Source organism: Halobacterium sp. GSL-19, from assembly GCF_016917855.1.
Lineage (GTDB): Archaea > Halobacteriota > Halobacteria > Halobacteriales > Halobacteriaceae > Halobacterium > Halobacterium salinarum.
In genome coordinates this window covers 1786549-1812506 of record NZ_CP070377.1, presented here as the reverse complement: position 1 = coordinate 1812506, position 25958 = coordinate 1786549, and the positions used below count along the sequence as shown (strand labels likewise).

At 71.0% G+C, this 25958-nt stretch carries 25 protein-coding genes; 12 read left to right on the top strand and 13 right to left on the bottom strand.

Annotated features, from left to right (window positions below; genetic code table 11):
* Nucleotides 1-74: 74 nt before the first annotated feature.
* Nucleotides 75-1091 (top strand): low specificity L-threonine aldolase, encoded by a 1017-nt coding sequence (locus tag JT689_RS11325; protein WP_205251261.1) that lies wholly within the window; start codon nt 75-77, stop codon nt 1089-1091.
* On the opposite strand, the gene JT689_RS12445 is transcribed toward JT689_RS11325, so the two are convergent.
* On the bottom strand, nt 1088-1219 hold the full coding sequence (locus JT689_RS12445) for a hypothetical protein (protein ID WP_260173106.1): 132 nt from the start codon (nt 1217-1219) through the stop codon (nt 1088-1090). The genes JT689_RS11325 and JT689_RS12445 overlap by 4 nt on opposite strands.
* A 105-nt stretch (nt 1220-1324) precedes the next feature.
* On the opposite strand from JT689_RS12445, the gene JT689_RS11320 reads away from it, so the two are divergent.
* Complete coding sequence (locus JT689_RS11320; RefSeq protein WP_010903828.1) at nt 1325-1957, top strand: helix-turn-helix domain-containing protein; 633 nt, start codon at nt 1325-1327, stop codon at nt 1955-1957.
* A 50-nt stretch (nt 1958-2007) separates the two neighbouring features.
* Here the strand turns inward: JT689_RS11320 and JT689_RS11315 are convergent, their stop codons facing one another.
* Entirely contained in the window at nt 2008-2520 is a 513-nt protein-coding gene (locus tag JT689_RS11315; RefSeq protein ID WP_012289508.1) for a metallophosphoesterase, read from the bottom strand.
* Between the two features lie 203 nt (nt 2521-2723).
* Between JT689_RS11315 and dpsA the strand changes: the two genes are divergently transcribed.
* Entirely contained in the window at nt 2724-3272 is a 549-nt protein-coding gene (dpsA, locus tag JT689_RS11310) for a DNA starvation/stationary phase protection protein DpsA (protein ID WP_010903826.1), read from the top strand.
* A gap of 32 nt (nt 3273-3304) precedes the next feature.
* On the opposite strand, the gene JT689_RS11305 is transcribed toward dpsA, so the two are convergent.
* Complete coding sequence (locus tag JT689_RS11305) at nt 3305-3448, bottom strand: hypothetical protein (protein WP_010903825.1); 144 nt, start codon at nt 3446-3448, stop codon at nt 3305-3307.
* 154 nt (nt 3449-3602) lie between these two features.
* On the opposite strand from JT689_RS11305, the gene JT689_RS11300 reads away from it, so the two are divergent.
* Entirely contained in the window at nt 3603-5801 is a 2199-nt protein-coding gene (locus JT689_RS11300; protein WP_205251917.1) for an ATP-dependent DNA helicase, read from the top strand.
* A 6-nt stretch (nt 5802-5807) separates the two neighbouring features.
* Here the strand turns inward: JT689_RS11300 and JT689_RS11295 are convergent, their stop codons facing one another.
* The gene (locus JT689_RS11295; RefSeq protein ID WP_136360920.1) at nt 5808-6335 is read right to left on the bottom strand and encodes a 2'-5' RNA ligase family protein; all 528 of its coding nucleotides are present in this window, start codon (nt 6333-6335) and stop codon (nt 5808-5810) included.
* A gap of 43 nt (nt 6336-6378) precedes the next feature.
* On the bottom strand, nt 6379-6573 hold the full coding sequence (locus tag JT689_RS11290; protein WP_205251260.1) for a hypothetical protein: 195 nt from the start codon (nt 6571-6573) through the stop codon (nt 6379-6381).
* Between the two features lie 273 nt (nt 6574-6846).
* On the opposite strand from JT689_RS11290, the gene JT689_RS11285 reads away from it, so the two are divergent.
* The 6 genes from JT689_RS11285 to thrC all read left to right on the top strand — a co-directional run bounded on the left by JT689_RS11285 (nt 6847) and on the right by thrC (nt 12031).
* Complete coding sequence (locus JT689_RS11285; RefSeq protein WP_205251259.1) at nt 6847-8037, top strand: argininosuccinate synthase; 1191 nt, start codon at nt 6847-6849, stop codon at nt 8035-8037.
* Entirely contained in the window at nt 8034-9491 is a 1458-nt protein-coding gene (argH, locus tag JT689_RS11280; RefSeq protein ID WP_205251258.1) for an argininosuccinate lyase, read from the top strand. The genes JT689_RS11285 and argH overlap by 4 nt, the downstream gene beginning before the upstream one ends.
* Before the next feature lie 15 nt (nt 9492-9506).
* Nucleotides 9507-9995: a hypothetical protein gene (locus JT689_RS11275; RefSeq protein ID WP_205251257.1), complete on the top strand. Its 489-nt coding sequence runs from the start codon at nt 9507-9509 to the stop codon at nt 9993-9995.
* A 67-nt stretch (nt 9996-10062) separates the two neighbouring features.
* Nucleotides 10063-10377 (top strand): YbjQ family protein, encoded by a 315-nt coding sequence (locus JT689_RS11270; RefSeq protein WP_010903818.1) that lies wholly within the window; start codon nt 10063-10065, stop codon nt 10375-10377.
* 69 nt (nt 10378-10446) lie between these two features.
* The gene (locus tag JT689_RS11265; protein WP_136360916.1) at nt 10447-10713 is read left to right on the top strand and encodes a hypothetical protein; all 267 of its coding nucleotides are present in this window, start codon (nt 10447-10449) and stop codon (nt 10711-10713) included.
* A 70-nt stretch (nt 10714-10783) separates the two neighbouring features.
* Nucleotides 10784-12031, top strand: coding sequence for a threonine synthase (gene thrC / locus JT689_RS11260; RefSeq protein WP_205251256.1), 1248 nt, complete (start codon nt 10784-10786; stop codon nt 12029-12031).
* Nucleotides 12032-12034: 3 nt separating this feature from the next.
* On the opposite strand, the gene JT689_RS11255 is transcribed toward thrC, so the two are convergent.
* The 3 genes from JT689_RS11255 to serA form a co-directional block, all read right to left on the bottom strand.
* Nucleotides 12035-13207, bottom strand: a complete 1173-nt coding sequence (locus JT689_RS11255; RefSeq protein ID WP_205251255.1) for an MFS transporter — start codon at nt 13205-13207, stop codon at nt 12035-12037.
* Nucleotides 13208-13277: 70 nt separating this feature from the next.
* The gene (locus tag JT689_RS11250; protein WP_205251254.1) at nt 13278-13721 is read right to left on the bottom strand and encodes an acyl-CoA thioesterase; all 444 of its coding nucleotides are present in this window, start codon (nt 13719-13721) and stop codon (nt 13278-13280) included.
* A 61-nt stretch (nt 13722-13782) separates the two neighbouring features.
* On the bottom strand, nt 13783-15366 hold the full coding sequence (serA, locus tag JT689_RS11245; RefSeq protein WP_205251253.1) for a phosphoglycerate dehydrogenase: 1584 nt from the start codon (nt 15364-15366) through the stop codon (nt 13783-13785).
* 156 nt (nt 15367-15522) lie between these two features.
* Here serA and serB point away from each other — a divergent pair, with 156 nt between their 5' ends.
* A complete protein-coding gene (gene serB, locus JT689_RS11240) occupies nt 15523-16158 on the top strand; it encodes a phosphoserine phosphatase SerB (protein WP_205251252.1) in 636 nt (211 codons plus the stop codon).
* A 9-nt stretch (nt 16159-16167) separates the two neighbouring features.
* Here the strand turns inward: serB and JT689_RS11235 are convergent, their stop codons facing one another.
* The 3 genes from JT689_RS11235 to metX form a co-directional block, all read right to left on the bottom strand.
* Nucleotides 16168-19206, bottom strand: a complete 3039-nt coding sequence (locus tag JT689_RS11235; RefSeq protein WP_010903811.1) for an FAD-binding and (Fe-S)-binding domain-containing protein — start codon at nt 19204-19206, stop codon at nt 16168-16170.
* Between the two features lie 68 nt (nt 19207-19274).
* Entirely contained in the window at nt 19275-20570 is a 1296-nt protein-coding gene (locus tag JT689_RS11230) for an O-acetylhomoserine aminocarboxypropyltransferase/cysteine synthase family protein (protein ID WP_205251251.1), read from the bottom strand.
* A 69-nt stretch (nt 20571-20639) separates the two neighbouring features.
* Nucleotides 20640-21764 (bottom strand): homoserine O-acetyltransferase, encoded by a 1125-nt coding sequence (metX, locus tag JT689_RS11225; protein ID WP_205251250.1) that lies wholly within the window; start codon nt 21762-21764, stop codon nt 20640-20642.
* A gap of 170 nt (nt 21765-21934) precedes the next feature.
* Here metX and JT689_RS11220 point away from each other — a divergent pair, with 170 nt between their 5' ends.
* Nucleotides 21935-23098 carry an MFS transporter gene (locus JT689_RS11220; protein WP_205251249.1) on the top strand — a complete coding sequence of 388 codons (1164 nt, stop codon included), beginning with the start codon at nt 21935-21937 and terminating at the stop codon, nt 23096-23098.
* A 9-nt stretch (nt 23099-23107) separates the two neighbouring features.
* Here JT689_RS11220 and JT689_RS11215 read toward each other — a convergent pair whose 3' ends face one another.
* Both JT689_RS11215 and JT689_RS11210 read right to left on the bottom strand, forming a co-directional pair.
* Nucleotides 23108-24283 (bottom strand): alanine--glyoxylate aminotransferase family protein, encoded by a 1176-nt coding sequence (locus JT689_RS11215; protein WP_205251248.1) that lies wholly within the window; start codon nt 24281-24283, stop codon nt 23108-23110.
* A 61-nt stretch (nt 24284-24344) separates the two neighbouring features.
* Nucleotides 24345-25871 carry a DNA-directed DNA polymerase II small subunit gene (locus tag JT689_RS11210; RefSeq protein ID WP_012289503.1) on the bottom strand — a complete coding sequence of 509 codons (1527 nt, stop codon included), beginning with the start codon at nt 25869-25871 and terminating at the stop codon, nt 24345-24347.
* Between the last annotated feature and the right edge of the window lie 87 nt (nt 25872-25958).

The following is a 25958-nucleotide window of genomic DNA, read 5'->3' as shown; positions in this document are numbered from 1 at the left end:
TCGGAACTGCCTGTTGGATGTTTCGGAACGTAACTGGCAGGATGACTTTTCCCCCTGGGGGTGGATGTCCCGATATGATCGATCTTCGCAGCGACACGGTCGCCACGCCGACCGAGGCGATGCGGGAGGCGGCGGCCCAGGCGCCGGTCGAGCACGGCGAGCACGGCGACGACCCGGCTGTGGCAGCGGTGGAGGCGACGGCGGCGGACGCCGTGGGCATGGCGGCGGCCGTGTTCGTGCCGAGCCGGACGATGGCCAACCAGATCGGGGCGCAGGTACACACCGCCCGCGGGCAGAGCGTGCTCGTCGAGCGGGCCAGCCACAGCTACAGGCGGGGGAGTGGCGGGCTGGCACAACACGCTGGGGTGCAGGCGCGCGCGTTCGACGGCGGCGAAACCGGCTGTCCGACCGCGGAGCAGGTGGCCGCCGAGATCACGGCGGGGGGTGGGCACCGGCCGGAGGTCGGGCTGGCGTGCGTGGAGATCGCACACGGGGCGAACGGCGGGGTCGTGGCGCCCGTCGACGCGTTCGCGGCTGCCGTGGAGACCGCCCACGAGCACGACGTGCCGGTGCACGTCGACGGGACGCGGGTGTTCAGCGCTGCGACCGCGCTGGGCGTCGATGCGGCGGCGCTGCTTTCGCCGGTGGATTCGGTGGCGGTGTGTCTGTCGACGGGGCTGGGCGCACCCATGGGGGCAGTGCTGGCGGGAAGCGAGTCGTTCGTGGCGTCGGCCCGACGCGTGCAGGAGATGTACGGGGGTGGGATGCAGCAGGCGGGCATGGTCGCGGCGGCGGGCGTGTGCGCCCTGGAGAACCGCCACCGAGTCCACGAGGACCACGAGAACGCGCGTCGATTGGCCGAGGACCTCGACGCGCTTCCGGGGGTGACGGCGGCCGAACCGGACACGAACATCGTGCTCGCGGACACCCGGGACGCGGACGTGACCGCCGCGGCGTTCCTGGCGGGCTGTGAGGAAGAGGGCGTGCTGGGGACGGCGGACGGCGAGTACACGGTCCGGTTCTGCACGCACCGCGACATCGGGGGCGCGGACATCGCGGCGGTGGTGTCGGCGGCGGGGGAGGTCGTCTAATCCCGGTTGCTGTTCTCGACGCCGTCGCGGAAACTGGCGACGGTGCGCCGGATGAACAGGAAGGTGAAGAACACGAACAGCAGGAGCGCAGCCGCGAAGACGTAGAAGACGGGTCCGAGCGAGGCCATGAGGGAGTGATGCATGGCGTGTGGCATAGTGGTTTCGGGTCGTCGGGAAGAATACACACGCAAGGTAACAAAACATTAATCATAGATTGGTGATACTGTTTCGTAATGACCGGGCTCCTCCCATCGGCGTCGGAGCCGTCGGCGTCCAGTGATGGCCCACGGGTTGTCGGGGTTGATTCCGACGATGCGGACCAGCTGCTGTCGGCGCTGGGGTCCGAGACGGCGCGGGACATCTACGCAGCCGTCCACGACACGCCATCGACGCCGTCGGAACTCGCCGCGGACATGGAGACCTCCCTGCAGAACATCCAGTACCATCTCGATCGCCTCGAAGGCGCGGCGTTGGTCCAGGAGTGTGACACGCGGTATTCCTCGAAGGGGCGGGAGATGAGCGTGTACGGGGCGCGCGACACGCCGGTGGTGTTGTTCGCGGGCAGCGAAGAGGACGGCGAGAGCGTTCGGGCGGCGCTGTCGGGGTTGTTCGGCGGGATCGGCGCGGTGAGTCTGGCGACCGTTGCGGTGCAACACGTCGGCGGTGGCGGTGCAAGCGGCGTACAGATCGGGACCGGTGCGGCGGCGCAGGCGGCTCCGGGGGCGGCCACGAGTTGGGACGCCGTGTGGACGCTGATGCAGGTGGCGCGGTATGGGCTCCGCGAGGCGGTGGTGGCCGGTGGTGGGCTGCTGGTTGTGGGGCTTGGTGTCGGTGCCGTGATCGCAAAGGCGAGGGCGGCCTGGTGAACCCACCCCGTGGCACTCGCCTTGAACCGCGTGTAGACGAGTGTGCGAGGCTAGTCGCGTGAGACGTGGGTCGAACGGATGGTGTCGCCGTCGCGGGTGGAGATCGCAATGCGGACGCCGTGGTCGGTTGGGTGGAGAGTCGCGTGTGCAGCCGGGGAGCCGCGTGGGTCGGCGTGGCTACCGGGGTTGAGGAGGACGGCTGTGGGCGTGGTGGTGAGCGTCGGGGTGTGGGTGTGGCCGGAGACGACGATGTCGGCGCCTCGTTCGCGGCCGAACAGCGACAGCGCCGTGTCGCCGCCGGGTTCGCGGTGGGTGAGCGCGATGCGGAGGCCGGCGGTGGTGATCGTGCGGGCCGGCGGGAGGCGGTCGCGGACGGCGGGGGAGTCGGCGTTGCCGTGGACGGCGTGGAGGCGGGTGGCGGCGTCGTGGAAGGCGTCCAGGGACGATTCGGTGGTGAAGTCGCCGGCGTGCACGACGGCGTCGGCGTCGGCGACTGCCTGACGGGCGTGGCCGGTGAGCGCGTGGTCGGTGTCGCTGTGTGTGTCCGCGAGGACGGCGATCATCGGTGTGGCGTAGTGTGTGGGGGCGTGTGAGCGTTGCGGCCGGTGGTGAGGCCCACTCGGCTGTGCGTGGTGTTTGGGTGGCCCCGAGTACGCCATCACAGAGAATAACAACGGGTATCGAAGAAATTTGTTTTTGGTACGCCAAACAAAATTTGGATGCAGCGGAAAGCTTTAAGTGGCAGGCGGTCCAACGTGTAATCGTTATGAGCACGCAAAAGAACGCGCGAGCGACCGCCGGTGAAGTCGAAGGGTCGGACGCACTGCGGATGGACGCCGACCGCGCCGAACAGTGTGTAGACGCCCTGAACGCCGATCTCGCGAACGTGTACGTCCTCTACCACCAGCTCAAGAAGCACCACTGGAACGTGGAGGGGGCGGAGTTCCGGGACCTGCACCTGTTCCTCGGTGAGGCCGCCGAGACGGCCGAGGAGGTCGCCGACGAGCTCGCCGAGCGCGTGCAAGCGCTTGGTGGCGTGCCCCACGCCAGCCCCGAGACACTGCAGGCCGAGGCGTCCGTCGACGTCGAGGACGAGGACGTCTACGACATCCGGACGTCGCTGGCGAACGACATGGCGATCTACGGGGACATCATCGAGGCCACCCGCGAACACACCGAGCTCGCGGAGAACCTCGGCGACCACGCGACGGCACACATGCTCCGTGAGGGGCTCATCGAGCTCGAAGACGACGCCCACCACATCGAGCACTACCTGGAGGACGACACGCTCGTCACGCAGGGCGCCCTGGAGTAAGCCGGCGAGAACCCACCACTGTTCTTTCGCGACTAGCGTTCGACGTCTACCGTGAGGTCCGTGGAGAGCCAGCCGTCGGCGTTGCCATCCTCGGTGAATACGGTTCGCTCCGGCGAAGATTGGAGGGCGGTGAGGCGGTCTTCGGTGTCGTCGTCAGCGTCCCGCGTAACTGGCATATCAGGCCCTATGCAGCGGTGCTATCATATGTGTTTTGGTCGGCCTAAAACAGGGCGTTTGTGGCGGTCGTCGCGCTGAGCCGGAGGTTTATACTGCAAGCCGTTCGTATTCCGGGACACCGTGGCCGCACGCAGAGACGACACCCCCGACTACATGCAGTTCTTCCCGAAGCCGTCGCCGTACGACAACCAGCGGGCCGCGATGGACGCGATCCGGGACGCGCTCGACGGCGGCACCAACGTGTTGTTCGAGGGGGCGTGCGGAACGGGCAAAACCCTTGCCGCGCTCGCGCCGGCGCTGTCGCACGCCCAGGCCGAGGACAAAACGGTCGTCATCACGACCAACGTCCACCAGCAGATGCGCCAGTTCGTGCGCGAGGCCCGCGAGATACACGCCACCGAACCCATCCGCGCGGTCGTGTTCAAGGGCAAGGGGTCGATGTGTCACATCGACGTGGACTACGAGGAGTGCCAGGTGCTGCGGGACAACACCCACGAGCTCGTGGACGCCACCCGGGACAAACGCCAGCTCGAAGAACGCCAGCGCGCTCTGCTCGACGAGGCACAGGACGGCGACACCGAGGCCGCCGACGCCCGGCAGGCCGTCATGGACGAGCTGGAAGCCGTCGAGTCGGAGTTGGCGGCCCTCCAGGACGGCAACGTCTGCGAGCGCTACCGCCAGAACCTCGTGGGGAACACCGACGAGTTCTACCAGTGGCTGTACGACGACGTCCGCACCCCGGAGGACATCTACGGCTACGCCGAGGAGGCGGGGTTCTGCGGGTACGAGCTCCTCAAGGACGGCATCGAGGGCGTGGATCTGGCGGTCTGCAACTACCACCACCTGTTGGACCCGGGGATTCGGGCGCAGTTCTTCCGCTGGTTGGGCCGGGACCCCGAGGACGTGGTGGTGGTGTTCGACGAGGCGCACAACATCGAGGACGCCGCCCGCGACCACGCCGCCGAGACGCTCACCGAGCAGACCCTCGACAGCGCCCTGGACGAGCTCCAGGACACGAGCGATCAGCGGGCAGCGGCCGCCGAGCGCGTGCTCGGGGCGTTCCGGGATGCGCTCGTCGAGACCTACGAGGACGCGCTGCGTCCGGGCGGCGATGGACCGGCGGACACGAAGTCGGCGGTGGAGTCGAACTGGGTGGACGTGCCGGTCGCCAACGACGACCGCCGGGACGACCTGACGCTGGCGTTCCTCCAGTCGTACACCGGCCCGGGGATCACCGAGGACGTCACCGACGCCCTGGGGTTGGGGGAGTACCTGGACGGGGAGTACGAGGACGCGTATCGGAACGGCGACGCGACGACCCGCCGGGAGTGCCACGTGCTGGCCGCCGCCGAGTTCGTAGAGGCGTACGTCGAGCGCGGCGGCGAGTTCGGGCAGTATCCGACGGCGGCGGTGCGCCGCGACGACCGCACCGAGGCGGTGTACGGGCGGGCCGAGCGCTACACCTGCATCCCGCGGGAGGTGACCACCGACCTGTTCGACGCCGTGCACGCAAGCGTCCTGATGAGTGCGACGCTGCGGCCCTTCGACGTGATCGGCGACGTGTTGGGGTTGGACGACCCCGTGGAGTTGGCGTTCGGGCTGCAGTTCCCGGAGGACCGCCGCCGGACGTTCGCCGTCGACACCGAGCCGTTGTTCTCCTCGAACCGCGAGGACCGCGCGACCCAGCAGGCGGTCGCGGGCGCGCTCCGGGACGCCGCGGCGTACACGCCGGGCAGCTGTCTGTTTTTCTTCCCGAGTTACGCCGAGGCGAAGCGCTACCACGACCTGCTGGCGGACTGCGACGCCACGCGGTATCTGGACGAACCGGGGGTGGCGGCTGACGACCTCCGGGAGGCGTTCGTCGCCGACGGGGACGGCGCGCTGTTCACGTCGCTGTGGGGGACCCTGGCCGAGGGCGTGAGCTTCGACGGTGACGACGCGCGGACGGTCGCGGTCGTCGGCGTCCCGTACCCGCATCTGGACGCGCGGACCGAGGCCGTCCAGGACGCGTACGCCCAGGCGTTCGCGGACCGCGATGCCGACCAGGGACTTCGCAGCGACCGCCAGGACGCCGGCTGGCGGTACGCGGTGGAGATCCCGACCGTGCGGAAGACCCGCCAGGCGATGGGGCGCGTGATTCGGTCGCCGGAGGACTTCGGCGTGCGGATGTTGGTCGATCGGCGGTACACGGCGGCGAGCCGCACCGGGATGCAGAAGTATTCGGTGAACCCGACGTTCCCGCCGAGCGAGCGCGCGGAGATGGTGGACGTCGATCCGGAGAAGCTGCGGTTCTCGTTGTTGAACTTCTACGGCGATCTGGGGGCGTACGGTGGCGATCCGCCGAGTCCGTAGGCGGCGTTACGCCGGCAGCGAGACGGTGTCGACGGGTTCGCCGACGGTGGCGTCGTAGAGGGAGAGTTCGTCGATGGTCCAGGTGACGGGGCCGACCGCGCGGCCGTCGATGGCGTCGACGGCGCGCTGGCCGCGGAACCCGTCGGCGTCGCGGGCCAGCGTGACGTGGGGGTCGTAGTCGTCGCCACCCTCCATCACGGGAACGGGGTCGAAGGGGTCACAGAGGCGGTCGTGGAGGTGGTGGATGCCGGGGCTCTCGACGGCGAGGTAGACGACCGGACTGGAGCCGTTGGGCGGGTTCTGGAAGGTGTCGATCTCCGAGATGCGGGCTTGGGCGGCGGGCGCGCCTTGGAGGGCGTCCTGGGCGGTCTGCCACGCCGCCAGCGCTTCCTTGCGGGTGTCGGCGGGCACGCGCTTGACCAGCAGCGTCTGTTCGTGGCGCTGGCGGACGCGATCGAACTCGGTGAGCGCGGGCCGGAGGTCGGCCGCGATCTCGTTGACGGCGGGCGGAACCGGCGCGTTCACGCTGTACACGCCCGTCCGTCGGGCGTGGATCGTGAAAGCCCTGACGTTGTTCCTACAGTTCGTCGAGCAGCCAGAGGGCAACGGCGATGACGATCACGAGCGCGATGAGTGGGCGTGCGAGCCGGAGGGCGGCGGTGAGCGCGCCGAGGAGTGCATCGAGGACTTCGATCGCGAGCCAGACGACGACCAGCGCGAGGGCGATTTTCACCAGCGAGTCCGTGTCGAGCGCGCCGCGTGCGCGGGGCATGGGAGGGGTTGCGTGACGACGACTAAGAGCCTACCGACTTCCATGTGACTAGTTGCCAGGAAACGTTTAACTCGGTGGCTGCGTTTCTCGGAGGTAGATGACGCCGCCGGCTCCCACCAGCGTGCGGTCGTCGCTGTCCGCCGGGAGCGCCGCGGCTGGCGTGTCGCAGCGCCGACGACGACGGGGTCCCCGTGACCCCCTATAGCTAGCCCTGTTCTACCGTTCGTCGTCGACCGCACCGCCGTTCGACCACTGCGATACGCTACACACACAATGCCATCAGGAACCGTCGCGCTCGCCTTCTCGGGCGGGCTCGACACGACAGTCTGTGTCCCGCTGTTGAAAGAGGAGTACGGCTACGACGACGTGATCGGCGTCACCGTCGACGTCGGGCAGCCCGACGCCGAGTTCGCGGCGGCCCGGGAGACCGCCGCCGCGCTGGGCGTCGAGCACCACGTCGTCGACGCCACAGCCGAGTTCGCCGCGCTGTGTTTCGACGCCGTGCGTGCCAACGCGACCTACCAGGGGTATCCGCTCGGCACCGCGCTTGCCCGCCCGGTCATCGCCGACGCCATCCTGTCGGTGGCCGAAGCCGAGGGCTGTGCGGCGCTGGCCCACGGCTGCACGGGGAAGGGAAACGACCAGTTGCGCTTCGAGGCGGTGTGGCGTGCCAGCGACCACGAGGTGTGTGCGCCCGTCCGCGAGCTCGGGTTGACCCGCGAGTGGGAGATCGAGTACGCCGCCGAGCGCGACCTCCCGGTGGAGGCGGGCAACGAGGGCGAGTGGAGCATCGACACGAACCTCTGGAGTCGCAGCGTGGAGGGCGGCCACCTGGAGGAGCCCGACTACCAGCCGCCCGCGGACATCTACGCGTGGACCGACGCGCCGAGCGGTGAGACGGGCACCGTCGACATCACCTTCGAGGCCGGGGTGCCGGTGGCCGTCGACGGGACGGCGATGGAGCCGGTGGGGCTTATCGAGGCGCTGAACGACCGCGCGGGGAGCTACGGCGTCGGCCGCACGGACATGCTCGAAGACCGCATGCTGGGGTTGAAAGTCCGCGAGAACTACGAGCATCCGGCCGCGACCACGCTGCTGGCGGCCCACAAGGCCTTGGAGGGGCTCGTGTTGACGAAGGCCGAGCGGGATTTCACCGCGGCGGTGAGCCAGCAGTGGGCGCAAAAGGCCTACGAGGGGGTCGTCGAGCATCCGCTGATGGACGCGCTGAACGGGTATCTGGACGAAACCCAGTCGGCGGTCAGTGGCACGGTGACCATCGCCTTCGAGGGCGGGCGGGCGCGTCCGATCGCCCGCGAGAGCGAGCACGCGGTGTACTCCGCGGACGCGGCGTCGTTCAACACCGAGACCGTGGCGGGGATCGAGCAGGCCGACGCCACGGGGGTCGCGAAGTACCACGGCTTCCAGTCGCGGTTGGCGAACGCGGCGTTCGACGGCAACAAATGACCGGGGGCGGCGATCCGGTGGTGCGCCGCGACCGGTTCAGCGGCGGCCCCGCGCGCTCGTTCCTCTCGTCGATGGACGGCGACGGCCGCATCTTCGAGGCGGACCTCGCGGTGGACCGCGCACACGTCGTGATGCTCGCCGAGCAGGATATTATCGGCGACGAGGCGGCGGCGGCGATCCTGGGCGCGCTGGCCGACGTCGAGGCGGCGGGGTTCGACGCGCTGCCCCCGGGCGAGGACGTGCACGAGGCCATCGAGACGGCGGTCGTGGAGGCTGTCGGGCGTGACGGCGGGAAGCTACACACCGCGCGGTCGCGCAACGACGAGGTGGCGGCGTGCATCCGGTACCGGCTGCGCGCGGACCTGCTGGACGCCATCGAGGCCGTGGTGGCGCTGCGGAGTGCGCTGGCCGACGTCGCGGCGGCGGAGGCCGAGACGGTGATGCCGGGGTTCACGCACCTGCAGCCCGCACAGCCGACGACCGTCGCGCACTGGGCGCTCTCGTACGCGGGGACGCTCGCCCGCGACACCGGCCGGCTGTGCGACGCCTACGGGCGCACGAACGAGTCGCCGCTGGGCGCGGCGGCGTTCGCCGGCACCACCTTCGGCGTCGACCGCGAGCGCACGGCCGCCCTGCTGGGGTTCGACGGCGTCGTGGCGAACGCGGCCGACGCCGCCGCCAGCCGTGATTTCCTGCTGGAGGCGGTGAGCGCGCTGGCGTCGGTGGCGGTGACGTGTTCGGGGCTGGCCGCGGACGTGGTGTTCTTCGCGAACCGCGGGTTCGTCGAGGTGAGCGACGACTACGCGTCGACGTCGTCGATCATGCCCCAGAAGAAGAACCCGGACACCATGGAGTTGGTGCGCGCGACCGCGGGCGACACGGTGGGCGCGCAGCAAGCCCTCGCGACGACGCTGCAGGGGCTGCCGCGGGCGTACAACCGCGACCTGCAGCGTGCGACCGGGCACGCGTGGACCGCCGTGGATGGCGTGACCAGCGCGGTCGAGGTGGCGGCGGGCGTGGTGGCGACCGCGGACTGGCCCGCCGACGACCTCGAAGCCGCGGCGGGCGAGGGGTTTTCGACCGCGACCGGTGTGGCGGACGCGCTCGCGGCGGGGGGGCTGCCGTTCCGGACGGCCCACGAGGTCGTGGCGCTGGCGGCCGAGCGCGGCTGCGAGGGGGCGACCCTGGACGCGGTGGCGGCCGCGACCGAGGCGGTGACCGGGGAGCCGTTGTCCGCGGTCGTGGAGCCGGCGGCGGTGGCTGACGCGCTGGATCCCGTGGGGAGCGTCGCCGCCAGGGATTCGGCGGGCGGCCCGGCACCGGCGGCCGTCGAGGCCGCCGTGGCGGACGTGCGCGACGGGATCGACGCCGACGAGGCGGCGCTGGCGGCCGAACGGGCGTCGCTGGCGGACGCTGCGGACGCGCTGGCCGCGGAGGTGTCGGGGTATGTGTGAGTGGGGGTGGGGCGGATGACGGTCGTCGTGGCGCTCAGTGCGGCCGGCGATCCGGGAGTGGCGGCGGCCGATGTGGCGCATCTCGCGGCGAACGGCGAGGCGGTCGTGGTCGTGTGCGACGGGGCGGCGGCCGCGGAGGACGTGCTGGCGGCGTTCCGGGCGGTCGGCGTACCGGGCGTGGCGCTCGACGAGGCGGCCGTCCTGGCGGGGGACCGGGAGTGTGTGAGTGCGGCCGTGCTGGCCGAGGAGTGCGACGCCGGGTGCGTGCCCGTGGTGTCGGGAGACGTCGACCGCGCGGCGGCCGCCATCGCCGGGGCGTTGGACGCCTCGCTGGTGGTGGTGGCGGACGCCGACGGCGTGTCGGAGGCGGTGGTGGCGGCCGAGGCGGCGGTCGCAGGCGGGGTCGCGGAGGCGGTGGTAGTCGACGGGGGGCGGCGTGATCCGGTGGTGCGTGGGCTCAACGGACGGGCTGGCATCCGGGTCACGCCGTCGGTGGGCGGGTGAGCGCGGGCCGGATCGGTGGCTGCATACGGGCCTGAGGTTTTTGTTCCAGCGGCGGAAACCCCGGAGTATGGAGTTCGTTACGACCGAGACCGTGCCCGGGCGAGAGATCACGGAGTCGCTGGGCGTCGCGCGCGGGAACACGGTGAAAGCCCGGAACGTCGGCCGGGACATCACGCAGAGCATCCGGAACATCACCGGCGGCGAGTTGAAGGCGTACTCGGAGCTGTTGACCGACGCCCGCGACGACGCGCTGGATCGGATGGCCGAGGATGCGCGGTCGATGGGCGCTGACGCGGTTGTGAACGTGCGCCTGGAGAGTTCGGAGATCGCGAACGGCGGCTCGGAGGTCATCGCGTACGGCACCGCCGTGACGCTGGCCTGAGGGCGGGTGCCGTGTCGCCGTCGGGGACAACTTCTTGTGCCATGAGAACGATCACCAAGACGTATCGCAATGCAACCGTGCCACAACTGTCAGTCGGTCATCGACGAGTACACCCTCGACAAACAACTCGACGGGCTGCGCGAGCTGACAGTCGACGATTTCAACCTCTGTGCGGACTGCGTGACCGTCGTCGACGACGCGTGTGTGACGTGTGGCGGCGCGGTCTACGTCCCCGAGAGCGCCACGAAACCCCCGCATTACTGTCCGGCGTGTCGGGCTGACCTGCTGGCCGGCGGCCACGACCCCGGCTGGCGCAGCGACGTGGTGTCGGACTGACCCCCGGAGATCGGTGGCAATACTCACACCACCCGCCTGGTATTTGTGGGTCGCCCACGGAGACCGAGCCATGACTGACCTCTCGCTGGCGGGCGAGACGCCGGCGTGCGCGACCGACGGCGTCTGGCTGGCGTGCGTGGAGTGTGGTGGGACGCTGGCACCGTTCGCGGACGTGGTGTACCGGTGCCCGGAGTGCAGCGGCCTGCTGGAGGCGCGGTACGCCGACTACCCGGGATTCGAGGCGTTCAGTGGGCGCGGGGTCTGGCGGTACGCCGACGCGCTCCCGGTCGACGCGGGCGTCTCCATCCAGGAGGGCGACACGCCGCTGTACGAGGCACCCGACGTCGCGGCGGCGGCCGGCGTGGCCGACGTCCGCGTGAAACACGAGGGGATGAACCCGACGGGGAGCTTCAAGGACCGCGGGATGACCGTGGGCGTCCGGGTCGCCGAGCGCCTCGGCGTCGACCGGCTGGCGTGCGCGTCGACGGGGAACACGTCGGCGGCGCTGGCGGCGTACGGCGGGCGCGCCGACACCCCCGTGTTGGTGTTGCTCCCCGCGGGCAAGGTGGCGGCGGGGAAGATCGCGCAGGCGGCGCTGCACGGCGCGCGCATCTGCGAGGTCGACGGCAACTTCGACGACTGCCTGGACGTGGTCGCCGAACTCGCCGCCCGCGGGGAGGCGTACCTCCTGAACAGCCTGAACCCGTTCCGCCTGGAGGGCCAGAAGACAATCGCGTTCGAGATCCTTGAGCAGTCCCGGACGGCCACCGGCGAGTGGCCCGACCGCATCGTGCTCCCGGTGGGGAACGCCGGGAACACGGCGGCCCTCTACAAGGCGTTCCGCGAACTCGTCGCGGCGGGCGCGATGACCGACGACGAGATGCCGGCGCTCACCGGCGTGCAGGCCGCGGGGGCGGCACCGATGGTCGAAGCCGTCGAGGCGGGCCGCGGGCGCACCGAGCGCTGGACGGACGTCGAGACGCGCGCGACCGCCATCCGCATTGGAAACCCGGTGAACGCGCCGAAAGCGCTGCCGGGCGTCTACGAGACGGGTGGCACCGCCGTCGCCGTCTCCGACGACCGCATCACGGACGCCCAGCGCATGCTCGCCGGCGACGGCATCGGGGTGGAGCCGGCGTCGGCGGCCAGCGTCGCGGGCCTGCTGGCGCTCCGCGAGCGCGGCGAAATCAGCGCCGACGAGCGCGTGGTCTGTCTGACCACCGGCCACCTGCTGAAAGACCCGGCCGCCGCGGCCGCCGCCGGGGGCGACACCACGCCGGTGCCGGCGGACGCCGACGGCGTCCTCGACGCGCTCTGAGCGTCAGGTGACGCGCGCGATGATCACGGCGGCCACGACCAGCGCGCCGACCAGCCCCCAGAACGCGATCTCGTAGTTGGCGGCGGTCGACACGGCGCCGACGTACGTCGGGCCGAGCGCGCCCAGCCCGATGTAGACGGTCCGCATCGCGCCGAGGTCGCCGCCGGCGGACTCCGGGGGGAACGCGTCCATCAGATACGACTGCATCACCGGCGGGAACGCCAGCAGCCCCGCCGCGAACACCACCACCGCACCGACGGCGGCCACGGGGGACGGCACCACCACGACCGCGGAGAGCGCGGCCGCGCCCAACACGAGCGCGCCGACGGCGAGCGCGCGCCGGGAGATCGTGTCCGAGAGCGTGCCCGCGGTGGGTTTGGCGATGGCGCCGACGGCGAACAGCGCGCCGAAGGCGACGGTGCCGACCACCGGCGCGAACTCCTTGCCGTCGGTGAAAAACGTCGGCAGGAACGCGGCGATGGCCTGCCAGGTGAACGCGTACAGCGTGTACGCCACCAGGATCCACCGGAACTGGGTCCCCGAGAGGAGGCGGGCGGCGGTGTCGCGGACAGCAAGCGACCGGCGCTCGAAGACGTACGATTCGCGGCTCCAGACGTGCAACGCGATGGCGACGGCGGCGGTGAGACCGACGATGGGGACGAACGCGTACCGCCAGCTGAGGAGCGCGAGCGCGACCGCGGCGATGCCGGCGGCCGACATCCCGCCGAGATCGCCGGAGGCGGTGTGCAGGCCGAACGCCCGGCCCTGCTTGGTCGAGTAGAGGTCCGCAACGAGCGCGCGGGCGGCGGTGGGGTAGAGCCCTGCACCGGTGCCGACGATGGCCGCCCCCACCAGCAACGCGGCGTACGAGCGCGCGGTTGCGAGGACGACGAACCCGCCCGACGCCATCCCGAGCCCGGTGACCAGCAGCGTCTTCCGCGAGAGGGCGTCGGAGAGGCGGCCGCTCGGGTACTGCAACAGCGCGTACAACCCCCACAGCGTCGTGAACGCGAACCCGGCCTTGGTGTTGGTGATGTGGATGTCCGCGGTGAGCGCCGACAGCATCGGCGACAGGACGAGGCGGCCGGCCTGAATCGCGAACCAGCCGGTGGAGATGGCGACCAGCAGCCGCCCGGCGTATCCACGAACGAGGCCGTCGTCGCTGGGAGATGTCACTGTTGTCGTGGAGGACTGGCGGGCATTTGAGGGCGCTGAAATCGGCAGGATTCAACCCCCCGGCAGTCGGCTACTCGTCGTGTTCGCCCGCCAGGGCGGCCTCACGGAGTTCCCGGCAGCGCTCGCTGCCCACGTCGAGGTCCGGGACTGCGGTCGGCTGCATGTCGTCGTCGACGGCCACGAACACGAAGTAGGAGTCGGTGGTCTGTTCGGTCTCGCCGCTTCGCGGGTCCTCGCGGAACGCCCGCAGCCGCACCTTGATGCTGGTGTGGCCGGTGTCGTAGGCGTACGCCTGGATGACGCAGATGTCGCCCTGTGGGACGGGGCGCTCGAAGTCGAGGCTGTTGATGCGGGCGGTGACACACGTCTTGCCGGCGTGGCGCATCGCCGCCATCGCGCCGATCTCGTCCATCCACTTGACGACGTTGCCCCCGTGGGCGGAGGCGTAGTTGTTGGTGTCGTCGGGCTGGACGCGCTCGCGGTTCTCCATGAACGTGTCGCTGATCGAACCCATACCACACGGAGGGCGGCCAGCCGGAAAACGGCTGGCGTGGGCCGTCGGCGGCCCGAGTGGGCTACTCGCCGTTCAGTTCGATGCTGGTGACGTCGACGATGCGGTCGTCGCCGGCGAGTTCGTCGAGGGCGCGCGCGGGCACGTCGGCGTCGAGGTTGTAGACGGTGAGCGCCTCCCCGCCGCGGGCTTCGCGGGCGTTGAACATGCCCGCGATGTTCACCTCGGCGGTGCCCAGGACGCCGCCGATGAACCCGATGACGCCGGGCGTGTCGTGGTTGCGCGCGACGAGCATGTGGCCGTTCGGGGCGGCCTCGACGCGGAACCCGTCGATCTCCACGAGCCGGGGGTCGTCGCCGGCGAACAGCGTGCCCGAGACGGTGAGCTCCGCGTCGTCGTTGCCCACCGTGACCGAGACCAGGCTCTGGTAGGCCTCGCTGCGGTGGTTTTTCGTCTCCGTCACGGCGATGCCGCGCTTCTCGGCCACCCGGGGGGCGTTGACCGCGTTGACCTGCCACTCCAGGCCGGCGAACGCGCCCTGTTGGGCGGCCGCCGTGACGAGTGCGACGTCCTCGTCGGCGACCTCGCCCTGGTACGTGACGTCGACGCGCTCGATGCGGGGGTCGAACAGCGCCGCGGCGACGGTGCCGGCGGTCTCCGCGAGGTCGACGAACGGGCGGATGCGGTCGAACGCCGACCGCTCGGCGCTGGGCGCGTTCAGCGCGTTCACCACCGGATCGCCGGCGAGCGCGGCGACGACCTGGTCGGCGGTGTCGGTGGCGACGTTCTCCTGGGCGGCCTTCGTGGACGCGCCCAGGTGTGGCGTGGTGATGATGCTGTCGGCGTCGTGGAGCGGGGACGCCGGCGGGAGCGGCTCCGTGCGGAACACGTCGAGGGCGGCCCCCGCGATGACGCCGTCCTGGGCGGCGTCGGCCAGCGCGTCCTCGTCGACGACGCCGCCGCGGGCGACGTTGATGACGTAGCCGCCGTCCATCCGGGCGAGTTCGGCCTCGCCGATGAGGCCGTCGGTCTCGTCGGTGAGTGGGACGTGGATCGTGAGGAAATCCGCGCGCGCGACGCAGGTCTCGATGTCGACCAGCTCCGCGCCGAGCTGTGCCGCCCGGTCCTCGCCGATGTAGGGGTCGTAGGCGACCAGGTCCATGCCGAGGCTGTCGAGGCGCGTGGCGACCTCCTGGCCGACGCGTCCGAGGCCGACGACGCCGAGCGTCTTGCCGGAGAGTTCGGTGCCGAGGTAGTCGTCTTTCGCCCACGAGCCGGCGTCGAGGCGGGCGTGGGCCTGCGGGATCGAGCGCGCGGCCGCGAACGCCAGCGCGACGGTGTGCTCGGCGGCGGCGCGGACGTTCCCCGCGGGGGCGTTGGCGACCATGACGCCGTGGTCGGTGGCGGCGTCGATGTCGATGTTGTCGACGCCGATGCCGGCACGGGCGACGATGACGAGGTCGGGGGCGGCCTCGAAGACGGCGTCGGTGACAGCGGTGCCGGATCGCACGATCAGCGCGTGGGCGTCGCTCACGGCGTCTAAGAGCGCGTCGCCCGTGGCGTCGTAGGCGGTTGTGACCTCGTGGCCGGCGTCCCGGAGCCGGTCGAGGCCGGCGTCCGCGATGGGGTCGGTGACGAGAACTCGCATGTGAGTGGGTCAGGGCGCGCGCCGATAAGCGTTTCCGCATGTGTGTGGGGCGCTACCGGAGCCCGCACCCGAGAGTGATACACGATGCTGTGTTGGTCGGCGCTGAAATACTGCCGGATGTGGGGTGTTTATGCTGGCCGCAGGGCAACTCCGGGCATGACACTGGTGGCGTTCGACTTCGACGGCACGCTGGCCGAGTCGGAGATGCTCGACCGGATCGCGGCGCGCGCGGGCGTCGGCGACGAGGTGGCTGCCATCACCGAGCGCGCGATGCGCGGGGAGCTGTCGTACGCCGACAGCCTCCGGGAGCGCGCCCAGTTGGTCGCGGGGCTGCCCGAGTCGGCGGCCGCCGCTGTCTACGACGGCGTCCGCCTGCGTGACGGCGCGGGCGATCTGGTGGCGAAGCTCCGCGATGGGGGTGTTCGGGTCGTGGTGTTGACCGGCGGCTTCAAGCCGGGCGTGGCCGCGGCGTTCGACGCCGCCGGCGTGGCCGCCGACAGCGTGGTCGGGAATCGCCTCGTGGCCGCCGACGGCGAGCTCACCGGCGCGGTCGAGGGCCCCCTGGTCGAGGGCACGAAAGACGACGCGCTCCGGGACGCCTGCGAGGCGGCTGGGATCACGCCCGCGGCCGCGGTGGCCGTGGGTGACGGCGCAAACGACGTGCCGATGCTGGACGCCGCGGGCACCGCGATCGGGGTCGACCCGAAGCCGGGGGTCGACGCCCACTGCGATCACACCGTCTCGTCGATGGACGCGCTCGGGCGCGTGCTCGACGACCACGGCATCGCGTGAGCGCCGCGCTCACAGCGCGTCGGCGAGCTTCTGGACGGGATGTGGCGGGGCACCGTCGGTGTCGACGTCGTCGCGCTCGCTGAGCTGGCTGCGACACGACGACCCCGGCGCAGTCACGGTGTCGGCGTCGCTGTCGGCGACCTGATCGGCGAGGATGTCGGCGATGGCCTGGCTCATCGAGTAATGCTCGGCCTCGTAGCCGAAGCTGCCGGCCATCCCACAGCACGTCGAATCCAGCGGGTCGACCTCGTAGCCCGCGCGCCGGAGGACGCCGACGGCGTGGTGGTCGCGCTGCTGGGCTTTCTGGTGGCAGTGGCCGTGGTAGGCCAGCGATTCGCCGTCGGCGTCGAAGCCGGCGGCCGCGTCGAGCCCGTGACGGTCGAGATACTCGCAGACCCCGTACGTGTTGGCGGCGACGGACGCCGCGGGGGCGCTGGACAGGAGGTCGTGGTAGTCGTCTTGGACCATCACCGCGTCGGAGGGTTCGACGTACACCACGTCCCAGCCGTCCGCGACCTTCGGCGCGAGCGCCGCGACGTTCTCGCGCGCGATCCGGCGGGTGCGGTCGATCAACCCCCGCGAGTACGCCGGCCGCCCGCTGGTGCCGACGCCGTCGGGGAGCGCGACGTGGACGCCCGCGGCCTCCAGCACGCGCACTGCGGCTTTCCCGACGGCGACCGTGCTGTAGTTGGTGTACGGGTCGGGCGCAAGCAGGACCGTGTGCTCGGCGGCTGCCTCGGGCACCCGGCTGCCGCCGCGCGCGTCGAACCACGCCCGGAGGCTCTCCCGCCGGAACGTCGGGAGGTCGCGCTCGGCGGCGATGCCCAGGGTTTTCTCGGCGAGCGCGCCGGCACCCGGCAGCGCCGTGGCCCAGTTCGAGACGGGCGCGAGCGCCGACCCCAGGTGGAACAGCGCCTCAGTGTGGCCGAACAGCCGGTCGAGGACGCCGACGCCGTCGGCCTGGTGGCTGGCGTGTTTCACCTCGGTTTTGAGTTTCGCCATGTCCACGCCGCTGGGGCAGTCGAGTTTGCAGCCCTTGCAGCCCACACAGAGATCCAGCACCTCCGTCAGGAACTCGTCGTCGAGGGGGTCGGCGGGGAGGTGGCCGTTCATCGCCGAGCGCAGCATGTTCGCACGCCCGCGCGTGCTGAGTGTCTCCTCGTTGGCGGCGCGGTAGGTCGGACACATCACGCCGCCGGTGGTGTCCTGGTGGCCGGTGCACCCGGCACAGCCGTGACAGAGCTCGGTCATGCCCCGGAATCCGTTCTCGGTGTCCCAGTTCAGTGCGGGGTCGAACCCGGCGTCGAACTCGTCGTCGGGGGCGACACGCAGGTGGTCGGTCATGTCGATCTCGCCGGCGGCGTCCCCACAGACCGGCCCGGGGTTGAGGATCCAGTCGGGGTCGAAGGCCGCCTTGGTGCGGCGGAACGACGCCCACAGGTCCTCGCCGTAGAACTTGCGGTTCCACTGGCTGCGCGCGCGTCCGTCGCCGTGCTCCCCGGACACTGCGCCGCCGTACTCCACGACGAGGTCGGTGACGCGGTCGGCGATTTCGGCCATCTTCGCGACGCCCGCCTCGTCGGCGAGGGTCACGAGCGGGCGGACGTGCAGGACGCCGGGACCGGCGTGGGCGTAGTAGGACGCGACCGTGTCGAGGTCGTCCAGGATGGCCTGGAAGTCCGCGACGAACGCCGGCAGGTGGTCGGCGGGGATGGCGGTGTCCTCGATGTAGGGGTAATGTTTCTCGTCGCTGGTGCGGGACAACAGGATGGGGAGGCCGGCCTTGCGCATCTTCCAGAAGTGGGCCTGGCGGTCGTCGTCGTAGGCCTCCAGTGCGTCCACCGCGTGCACGGGGGCGTCGGTGGTGGTGGCTCCGGGTGGGTCGGCGGCCGGCGTGGCGCTGGGCAGGCGGTCGGCCAGCAGGTCGGCCACGCGGCGGCGGGCCTCGGCCGGGCTGTCGGCGTAGAACTCCACCAGCAGCGTCGAGTCCGTGCCGTCGGGCAGCAGCCCGACGACGTCGGCGAACTCGTCGGTGTCCCGCGCGAGATCGAGGAACACGTCGTCCATCACCTCAACGGCGGACGGGTCGTGATCGAGAACGGGGGCCACGTCCTGCATGGCGTCGCGCACGTCGTCGTACGTGAGCATCGCCACCGCGGTCTCCGCGGGGACCGGCTCCAGGGAGACTTCCGCCTCGGTGATGATGCCCAGGGTGCCCTCGCTGCCGGCGAGCAGGCGGGCGGCGTTCACCGCGCCGTGGGCCTCGGCGTCCGCCAGCAGGCGGTCGTAGTTGTACCCCGAGACGTTGCGCTTGAGGTCCGGGAAGCGCTCGCGGATCCGGTCGGCTTCCTCGTCGAGGAGCCGCCGGAGGTCGGCGTAGATGCGGGCTTCGAGGTCGCCGTCGGGGTCCGCGAGCGCGTCGAGGTCGTCGGTGTCCACCCAGCCCAGCGTGGTCACCGTGCCGTCCGCGAGCACGACCTCGGCGGATTCGAGGTAGCCGTCGGCTTTCTCGTACTGCAGGGAGTGTGCGCCCGTGGAGTTGTTGCCGATGGCCCCGCCGAGCACGCTCTTGTCCCCCCACGCGGGATCGGGGGCGTACTTCAGACCGTGGGCGGCGAGTTCGTCGTTGAGGGCCGCGAGCGTGATCCCGGGCTGGGCGCGCGCGGTCTCGGCCTCGGGGTCGAACCCGACGAAGCCGTTCATCGCGTGTTTGAAATCCAGGACGACGGCCTCGTTGACCGCCTGGCCGGCGAGACTGGTGCCGCCGCCGCGGGGGAGCACGGGGATCCCGCGGTCGGCGCAGTACGAGACCACGGCGGCGACGTCGTCGGTGGACGTGGGGAACACGACGCCGACCGGGAGCGCCTCGTAGATGCTGGCGTCGGTGGCGTACAGCTGGCGCGTGTAGCTGTCGAAGCGCACGTCGCCGTCGACGCGCTCGCGGAGGTCGTCGACGAGCCCGGGGCGCTCGACGCTGTCGCTGGTGTAGTCGTAATCGGCGTCGGGGTCGGTTGACGGGTCATCGGAGCGGAGGTCGCGCGTTGCCATCGTCGACCGTAGGAGGTGTGGCGTGTTATGCGGTGGTGGTCAGTCCACGGCGGCGTGGCGGGGCGGCGCTACGCCGACCCGACCGCGGCCTCGATGGCGGTTTCGAGGTCCGCGACGATGTCGGCGGGGTCCTCGATGCCGACCGACACCCGCACCATCTCGGGGCGCACACCGCCGGCGCGCTGGGCTTCGGGGGTGAGCTGCTGGTGGGTGGTGGAGGCGGGATGGATCACGAGCGTTTTGGCGTCGCCGACGTTCGCCAGCAGGCTGGCAAGCGTGGTCTCCTCGGTGACCGCTTGGGCGGCGTCGTAGCCGTCCTCGACGCCGAACGTGAGCATGCCTCCGTAGCCCGAATCGAGGTAGGTGGTCGCGTTGTCGTGGGTGTCGTGGTCGGCCAGTCCGGGGTAGTTGACCCACGACACGTTGGGGTGGTCCCGGAGGTGTTCGGCGACGAGCTGGGCGTTCCGGCAGTGTTGTTGCATGCGCAGCGGGAGCGTTTCGAGCTTCTGGAGGGTTTGCCAGGCGTCGAACGGCGACTGCTGGTTGCCCAGATCGCGCAGCCCGCGGGCGATGGCGGCGTACGTGAACGCGGCGTCCCCGAAGCGATCGGTGAAGGTCACGCCGTGGTAGGCGGGGTTTTCCTGGGCGATCTCGGGGTAGTCGGCGGCGTGGGCGTCCCAGTCGAAGCTGCCGGCGTCGACGAGCGCGCCGCCGACGGTGGTGCCGGCACCGTGGATCCATTTGGTGGTGGAGTGCCAGACGATGTCGGCACCGTGGTCGATCGGGGTTGCCAGCGCGGGGGTCGCGAACGTGTTGTCCACCAGCAGGGGAACGCCGTTGTCGTGGGCGATGTCGGCGATGCGTTCGAGGTCGGGCGTGATCAGGCTGGGGTTGCCGACGGTTTCGACGAGCACGTAGGCGGTGTCGGCGTCGATGGCGTCGGCGTAGGCGTCGTAGTCGAGGACGTCCACGAACGTCGTGTCGACGCCGCGGCGCTGGGCGCTGTGCGTGAGGTACGTCACGGTGCCGCCGTAGAGGTCGCTGGCGGCGACGACGGAGTCGCCGGCGCGTGCCAGCAGGAACGTCGCGAGATCCAGGGCGGCCATTCCGGACGCGGTGGCGACCGCGCCGACGCCGCCTTCGAGGGCTGCGAGGCGGTCCTGGAGGGTCTCCACGGTGGGGTTCATCAGCCGCGAGTAGATGTAGCCGTCCCGCTCAAGGGCGAACTGGCCGGCGGCGTCGGCGCTGTCCTCGAAGGCGTACGACGTGGTCTGGTAGAGCGGCGGCGCGCGAGCGCCCGTGGCCGGGTCGACGCGCTGGCCGGCGTGTACACTGTTGGTGTGGAGTCCGTGGTCGTGGCCCATGACTGGGGGTACGGCACCAGTGGTATAAACCGCGCCGACACCTGCAGGTGCTGCCGGGCTTCGGGAGTGTCACACACCGCCGGTGGCGTCGGTGACCGCCGCCCCGTCGGTGCCGGCGGCGAGGAAGTCCGCCAGCGGCGGGCCGACGGCCGCGGAGTCGACGAGGAACGCGTCGTGGCCGTAGTCGGAGTCGACGACGTGGTGGGCGACGCCGGCGGCGCCGCCCGCCCGGAAGGCGTCGGCGACGGTCGCGCTCTGTGCGGCGGTGAAATGCCAGTCCCCGGTGAACGACAGCACGAGCGCGTCGCCGTCGAAGGCCGCCAGCGCGTCGGCGACGGAGGGCCGCCCTGCCGCGAGGTCGTAGGCGTCCATGGCGCGCAGCAGGTAGAGGTAGCTGTTGGCGTCGAAGCGGGCCACGAACGTGTCGGCCTGGTAGTCGAGGTAGGATTCGACGTCCCGGGTGGCGAAGAACTCGGCCGCGGGGTCGGCGGGGAGGGCGGTGTCGGTGGTGGCGGTCCGGCGGCCGAACTTGTCGGCCATCGACGCCTTCGAGAGGTACATCACGTGGCCGAGCTGTCTGGCGAGCGCCAGTCCCCGGTCGGGGTGTGCGCCGCCGTAGTAGTCGCCGTCGTTCCAGTTCGGGTCACTGCGGATGGCGCGGCGTGCGATGGCGTTCAAGCCGAGGCATTGGGCGTCGAGGCGTGGTGCGGTGGCGACGGCGGCGATCCGGTGTACGTCGTCGGGGTAGCGCCGCGCCCAATCGAGGGCGTTCATGCCGCCGACGCTCCCGCCGACGACGGCGTGCAGGCGGTCGACGCCGAGGGTGTCGAGGAGGCGGCGCTGGCAGCGTGTCCAGTCCGGGACGGTGACGGGGGGAAAGGCGGTGCCCCAGGGGTCGCCGCCGGGGCCGTCGGCCGGCGGACCGTCGGTCCCGTGGCAGGAGCCGGGCACGTTCGCGCAGACGACGAAGTACTCGGTGGTGTCGATGGGGCGTCCGGGGCCGACGATGTCCGGCCACCAGCCTCGATCGTCGCCGTCGGCGCGCCCGCGGACGTGCTGGCTGCCGGTGAGCGCGTGACAGACCAGCACCGCGTTCGAGCCGGTGTAGTCGCCGTACGTGCGGTAGGCGACGGTGAGGCTGTCGACGGTGTCACCGCAGGCAAAGGTGAACCCGTCGAGCTCAGTGGTCGGCATCGGTCCCCCGTCGGTGCATACTTAATAGTAATTTTTCGCCACCGTATTATGCACAGCAATCACGGCAAGGGCCGCCGCCATCGCGCCGCGGGCCACACGAGAGGCGACCGCCCGGGCGGGTTCCGCCACAGCCGCCGCGCTCTTGATGCTTCGATCCCAACCCTCGCCGAATGGCCACCCGGGAGCGCGCCGCCTTAGCCTCGGTCGTGTTCGCAGTGCTGTTCGCACAGGTGCTCGTCTATCCGGGCGCGACCGACCTCGTCGAAGCCTACGGCGCGGCCGCCCCGGAGACCGCGAGCCGGTGGTTTCTCGCCGCCGAGTTCGGCGCGTTCGTCGCGTTCGCCGGCGTCTGGGGGGCCGCAAGCGACCGCGCCGGCCGCCGCACCCCGTTCATCGCCGCGGGTGCCGCCGCCGGCAGCCTCGGCTACGCCGTGCTCGCTGTGTCCCCCCTCGGGCTCGGCGGCGCGCTCGCGTTGCGCGTCGCACAGGGCGCGGCCACGATCGGCGCGTTCTCGCTGGCGATGACGATGCTCATGGATCTCTCGGCCGACCACGGGGCGGACATGGGGGCGGCCGGCATCGCCATCGGGCTGGGCACCGCACTGGGCGCGCCCATCGGCGGCCAGCTCACCGAACTCGCGCCGCGCGCCCCACTGGTCGTCGGGAGCGTCGCGCTCGCCGTCGCCGCCGCCGTCACCGCCCGGCTCCCGGACAACGCCCCCACCACCACCCAGTCGCGGCTGTCCGCGGCCGTGCTCGCGGTGCGTGACACGCCGGCGGTCCTGGTGCCGTACGCGTTCGGCTTCATCGACCGGTTCACCGCCGGGTTCTTCGCGCTCGTCGGGACGCTGTACTTCCAGTCCAGGTTCGGCCTCGACGCCGGCGCAACCGGGCTCACGCTCGCGCTGTTTTTCGCGCCGTTCGCCCTGCTGCAGTACCCCTTCGGCCGCCTCTCGGATCGCATCGGACGCACCATCCCCATCGCCGCCGGGTCCGCGCTGTACGGCGTCGCGGTCGCCGGCGTGGGGGTCGCGCCCGGGCTGCGGGTCGCACAAGCCGGCATGGTCACGGTCGGCGTGCTGGGGGCGCTGATGGCACCCGCCACGATGGCGCTGGTCACCGACATCGCGCCCGACACCGAGCGCGGCGTCCACATGGCGGGGTTCAACATCGCCGGCTCACTGGGGTTTTTGGCGGGCATCGTGGGTGGCGGCTGGATCGCCGACCGCCGCGGCTTCCAGGACGCGTTCGCGATCGCGGGCGGCGCTGAACTCGTGCTTGCGGCCGTCGCGTTGCCCGCGCTGCTGGCGCTGCGGGACCGCCGACGCGAGTAGCGAGCGCGCCTACTGTTCGAGCGTTGCCCGTGCGGCGGCCACGCCGTCGTGAACGGCCACGTCAACCCCGACCTCGTCGAGTGCGTCACCGACAGTGCGCACGCCCCGAACCACCTGTTGGGCCGTGAGCTGGCCCATGTTCGACACGCGAAAGATTTCGCCGCCGAGATGGCCCTGCCCGCCGCTGATCGAGACGCCACGCGCCGTCACGGCGTCCATGAACGCGGCGGCGTCCGCGCCACGCGCGCCCGCCGGCAGCCGGATGGCGGTGAGCGTGTTCGAGTACGCCGCGGCGTCGTTCAACTCCGGGAACGACGCCAACCCCATCTCGTGGAACCCGTCCCGGAACGCCGCCGCCTGCCGGCGGTGGCGGGCGATGCGGTCGGCCATTCCCTCCTCGCGGATGCGCGCGGCGGCCGCCGCGAGCCCACGGAACAGGGGGACGGCGCTCGTGAACGGCGTCTGGTTCGACTCCGCTTTCCGCAGATGCCACTCGATGTCCTCGTAGAACGGCGCGGCCTCGCCGTCCAACGCCGGCACCACGTCGTCGGTGACGTACACCGCGCTCAACCCGGGCGGTGCGGCCAACGCCTTCTGGGCGTCGGTCACCGCGATGTCCACGCCCCAGTCGTCGATCCGGAACTCGTCGCCGCCGATGCTCGTGACGCCGTCGACGACGTAGCGTGCGTCCGCGTCGGCGGCGATATCGCCGACCGCGTCGACGGGGTTCAACAGCCCGGTGCTGGTCTCGTTGTGCACCATCGTCACCACGTCCGTCTCGGTGGTGACCGCGTCGGCGACGGCGTCGAGGTCCACGGGCGCGCCCCAGTCGGCGGTCACCCGCGTGACATCGGCGTACCGCTCGGCGACGCGCGCGAACCGCCGCCCGAACTTCCCGTTCACCACGGCCACCACCTCGCCGCCGCCCCCGACGAGGTTGCCGACCGCGGCCTCCATGCCCATGGTCGCGGTGCCGTTCAACAACAGCGCCGTCCCGCCGGCAGACGTCGTGTCCCCGGACGGCGTCGACTCCTCGAAGACGTACTCGACGTGCTCCTGGGCGCGCTCGTAGACCGCCTCGAAGGCCGCCGATCGGTGGGACACCATCGGCGCGCTCATCGCCTCGCGTACCTCGCGGGCGACCGGAACGGGGCCGGGATTCAACAGCAGGAAGTCCTCTCGCATACGGGAGCGTCGGCGCGCGCGGGCATAAACACGGCGGGTGGTGCAAGGCTCGCCGCCGTGGCTACGAGAACTTGTGCACCGTGATGTCGAGGGTGTCCAGATCCAGGATGGGGGCGGTGGCGACGTCCGGCGAGATGTTCACCGACTCCTGGAACGCCGTCTGGTGTTGCCAGCACCCGGAGTTGACAAGCCGGACGTTGTGGTGGATGCCGACGCCGAGCTTGTGGACGTGGCCGGTGTGGAACACGTCCGGAACGGTGTCGATGGCGAGGTGATCCTCGGCCTCGGGCGCGAGCCGGGTGCGGCCGCCGAACGGCGGGGCGACGTGGCGCTTTTTCAGGAGGAGCTCCATCGCGTTCTGGGGGTCGTCGTAGGTGACGTCGTCGCTGGGGTGTTCGGCGATCACCTCGTCCAGGGACACCCCGTGGTACAACAGCACCGAGACGCCGTCGATGGTGACCGTCGACGGGTTGCTGGTGATGCGGGCGTCGTGGGCGCGCATGATCGACCGCAGCTCCTCGTCGAACGCCGGCTGCGGTTCGGCGAGCCGGACGGCGTCGTGGTTGCCCGGAATCATCACGATCTCCATGTCCCCGGGCACGTCTTTGAGGTGTTCGGCGAACGTCTCGTACTGGTCGTAGATGTCGACGATGTCGAGTTCCTCGTCTTGGCCGGGGTAGACGCCGACGCCCTCAACCATGTCGCCGGCGATGAGCAGGTACTCCACGGACTCGGCGGCGGGCGTGTGCAGCCAGTCGGCGAACGACCGCCAGGCGTCGGCGGCGAACTCCTGGCTGCCGACGTGCACGTCGGAGATGAGCGCGGCCTGCACGCTGCGGTCGGCGGTGCTCGGCGAGTACGTGCGGGGAACCTCCGGGAAGTAGATGTCGTCGGCGAAGAGGATGGTGCCGTCGTCGGCCAGCGTGCCCGACACGGCGATCACCTCGTCCAACAGGAGGTCGTCGACGAGATCCGAGACGTCGCGGTCTTTCAACACGAGCACCGGGAAGACGCCGTTGGTGTCCTCCAACTCGACGCGCCAATGGCCGCTGGTGGTCGACCGGATGTCGTTGACCATGCCGACGATGGCGGCGTCACTGCCCCCGGGCATCGAGGCGAGCGCGCTGGTCGGCCGGTGGTTGACGCGACCCCGGAGCTGTGCGGCGAGGCGGTCGTACCGGTCGCGGAACACCGACACGAAGTCCTGGTACTCGCCGGTTCCCGTGGACGCGCCCGTCATGTCCCCGTCGATCTCGACGCTGCGCGCGTCCGCGGTGGCCGCGCGCCCGCCGTCGTGGTTGGGTGGTGTGTCCGTGGCCGACGGATCGGTGTGTGTCGTCGCCTCGTCGGGAGGCGTCGATGCCGGCGCGGACGTCTGCGCGGCACTCGAAGCGGTGTGGGCATCGAGCACCGCTCGAACGTCGCTGACGGTGAGCGTCGCCGCGTCCGCTGCGGCGGCGGCGACCGCGCGCTCGACTGCTGCACCCGGGTCGTCAGCGCCCGCGAGCAGCGTCACCGCCTCCCGGTCGGCGTTGTATCCGCGGCTCGTCAACTCGCGGACCACGCGCACCGATGGCTCCAATGGCACACCGGACTCGAAGGCGCGACGAGGAGATAAGCATGGCGAGATGACCGCGGGCCGGCACCGGAACCGACGGGAGGGCAACGTTGAAAC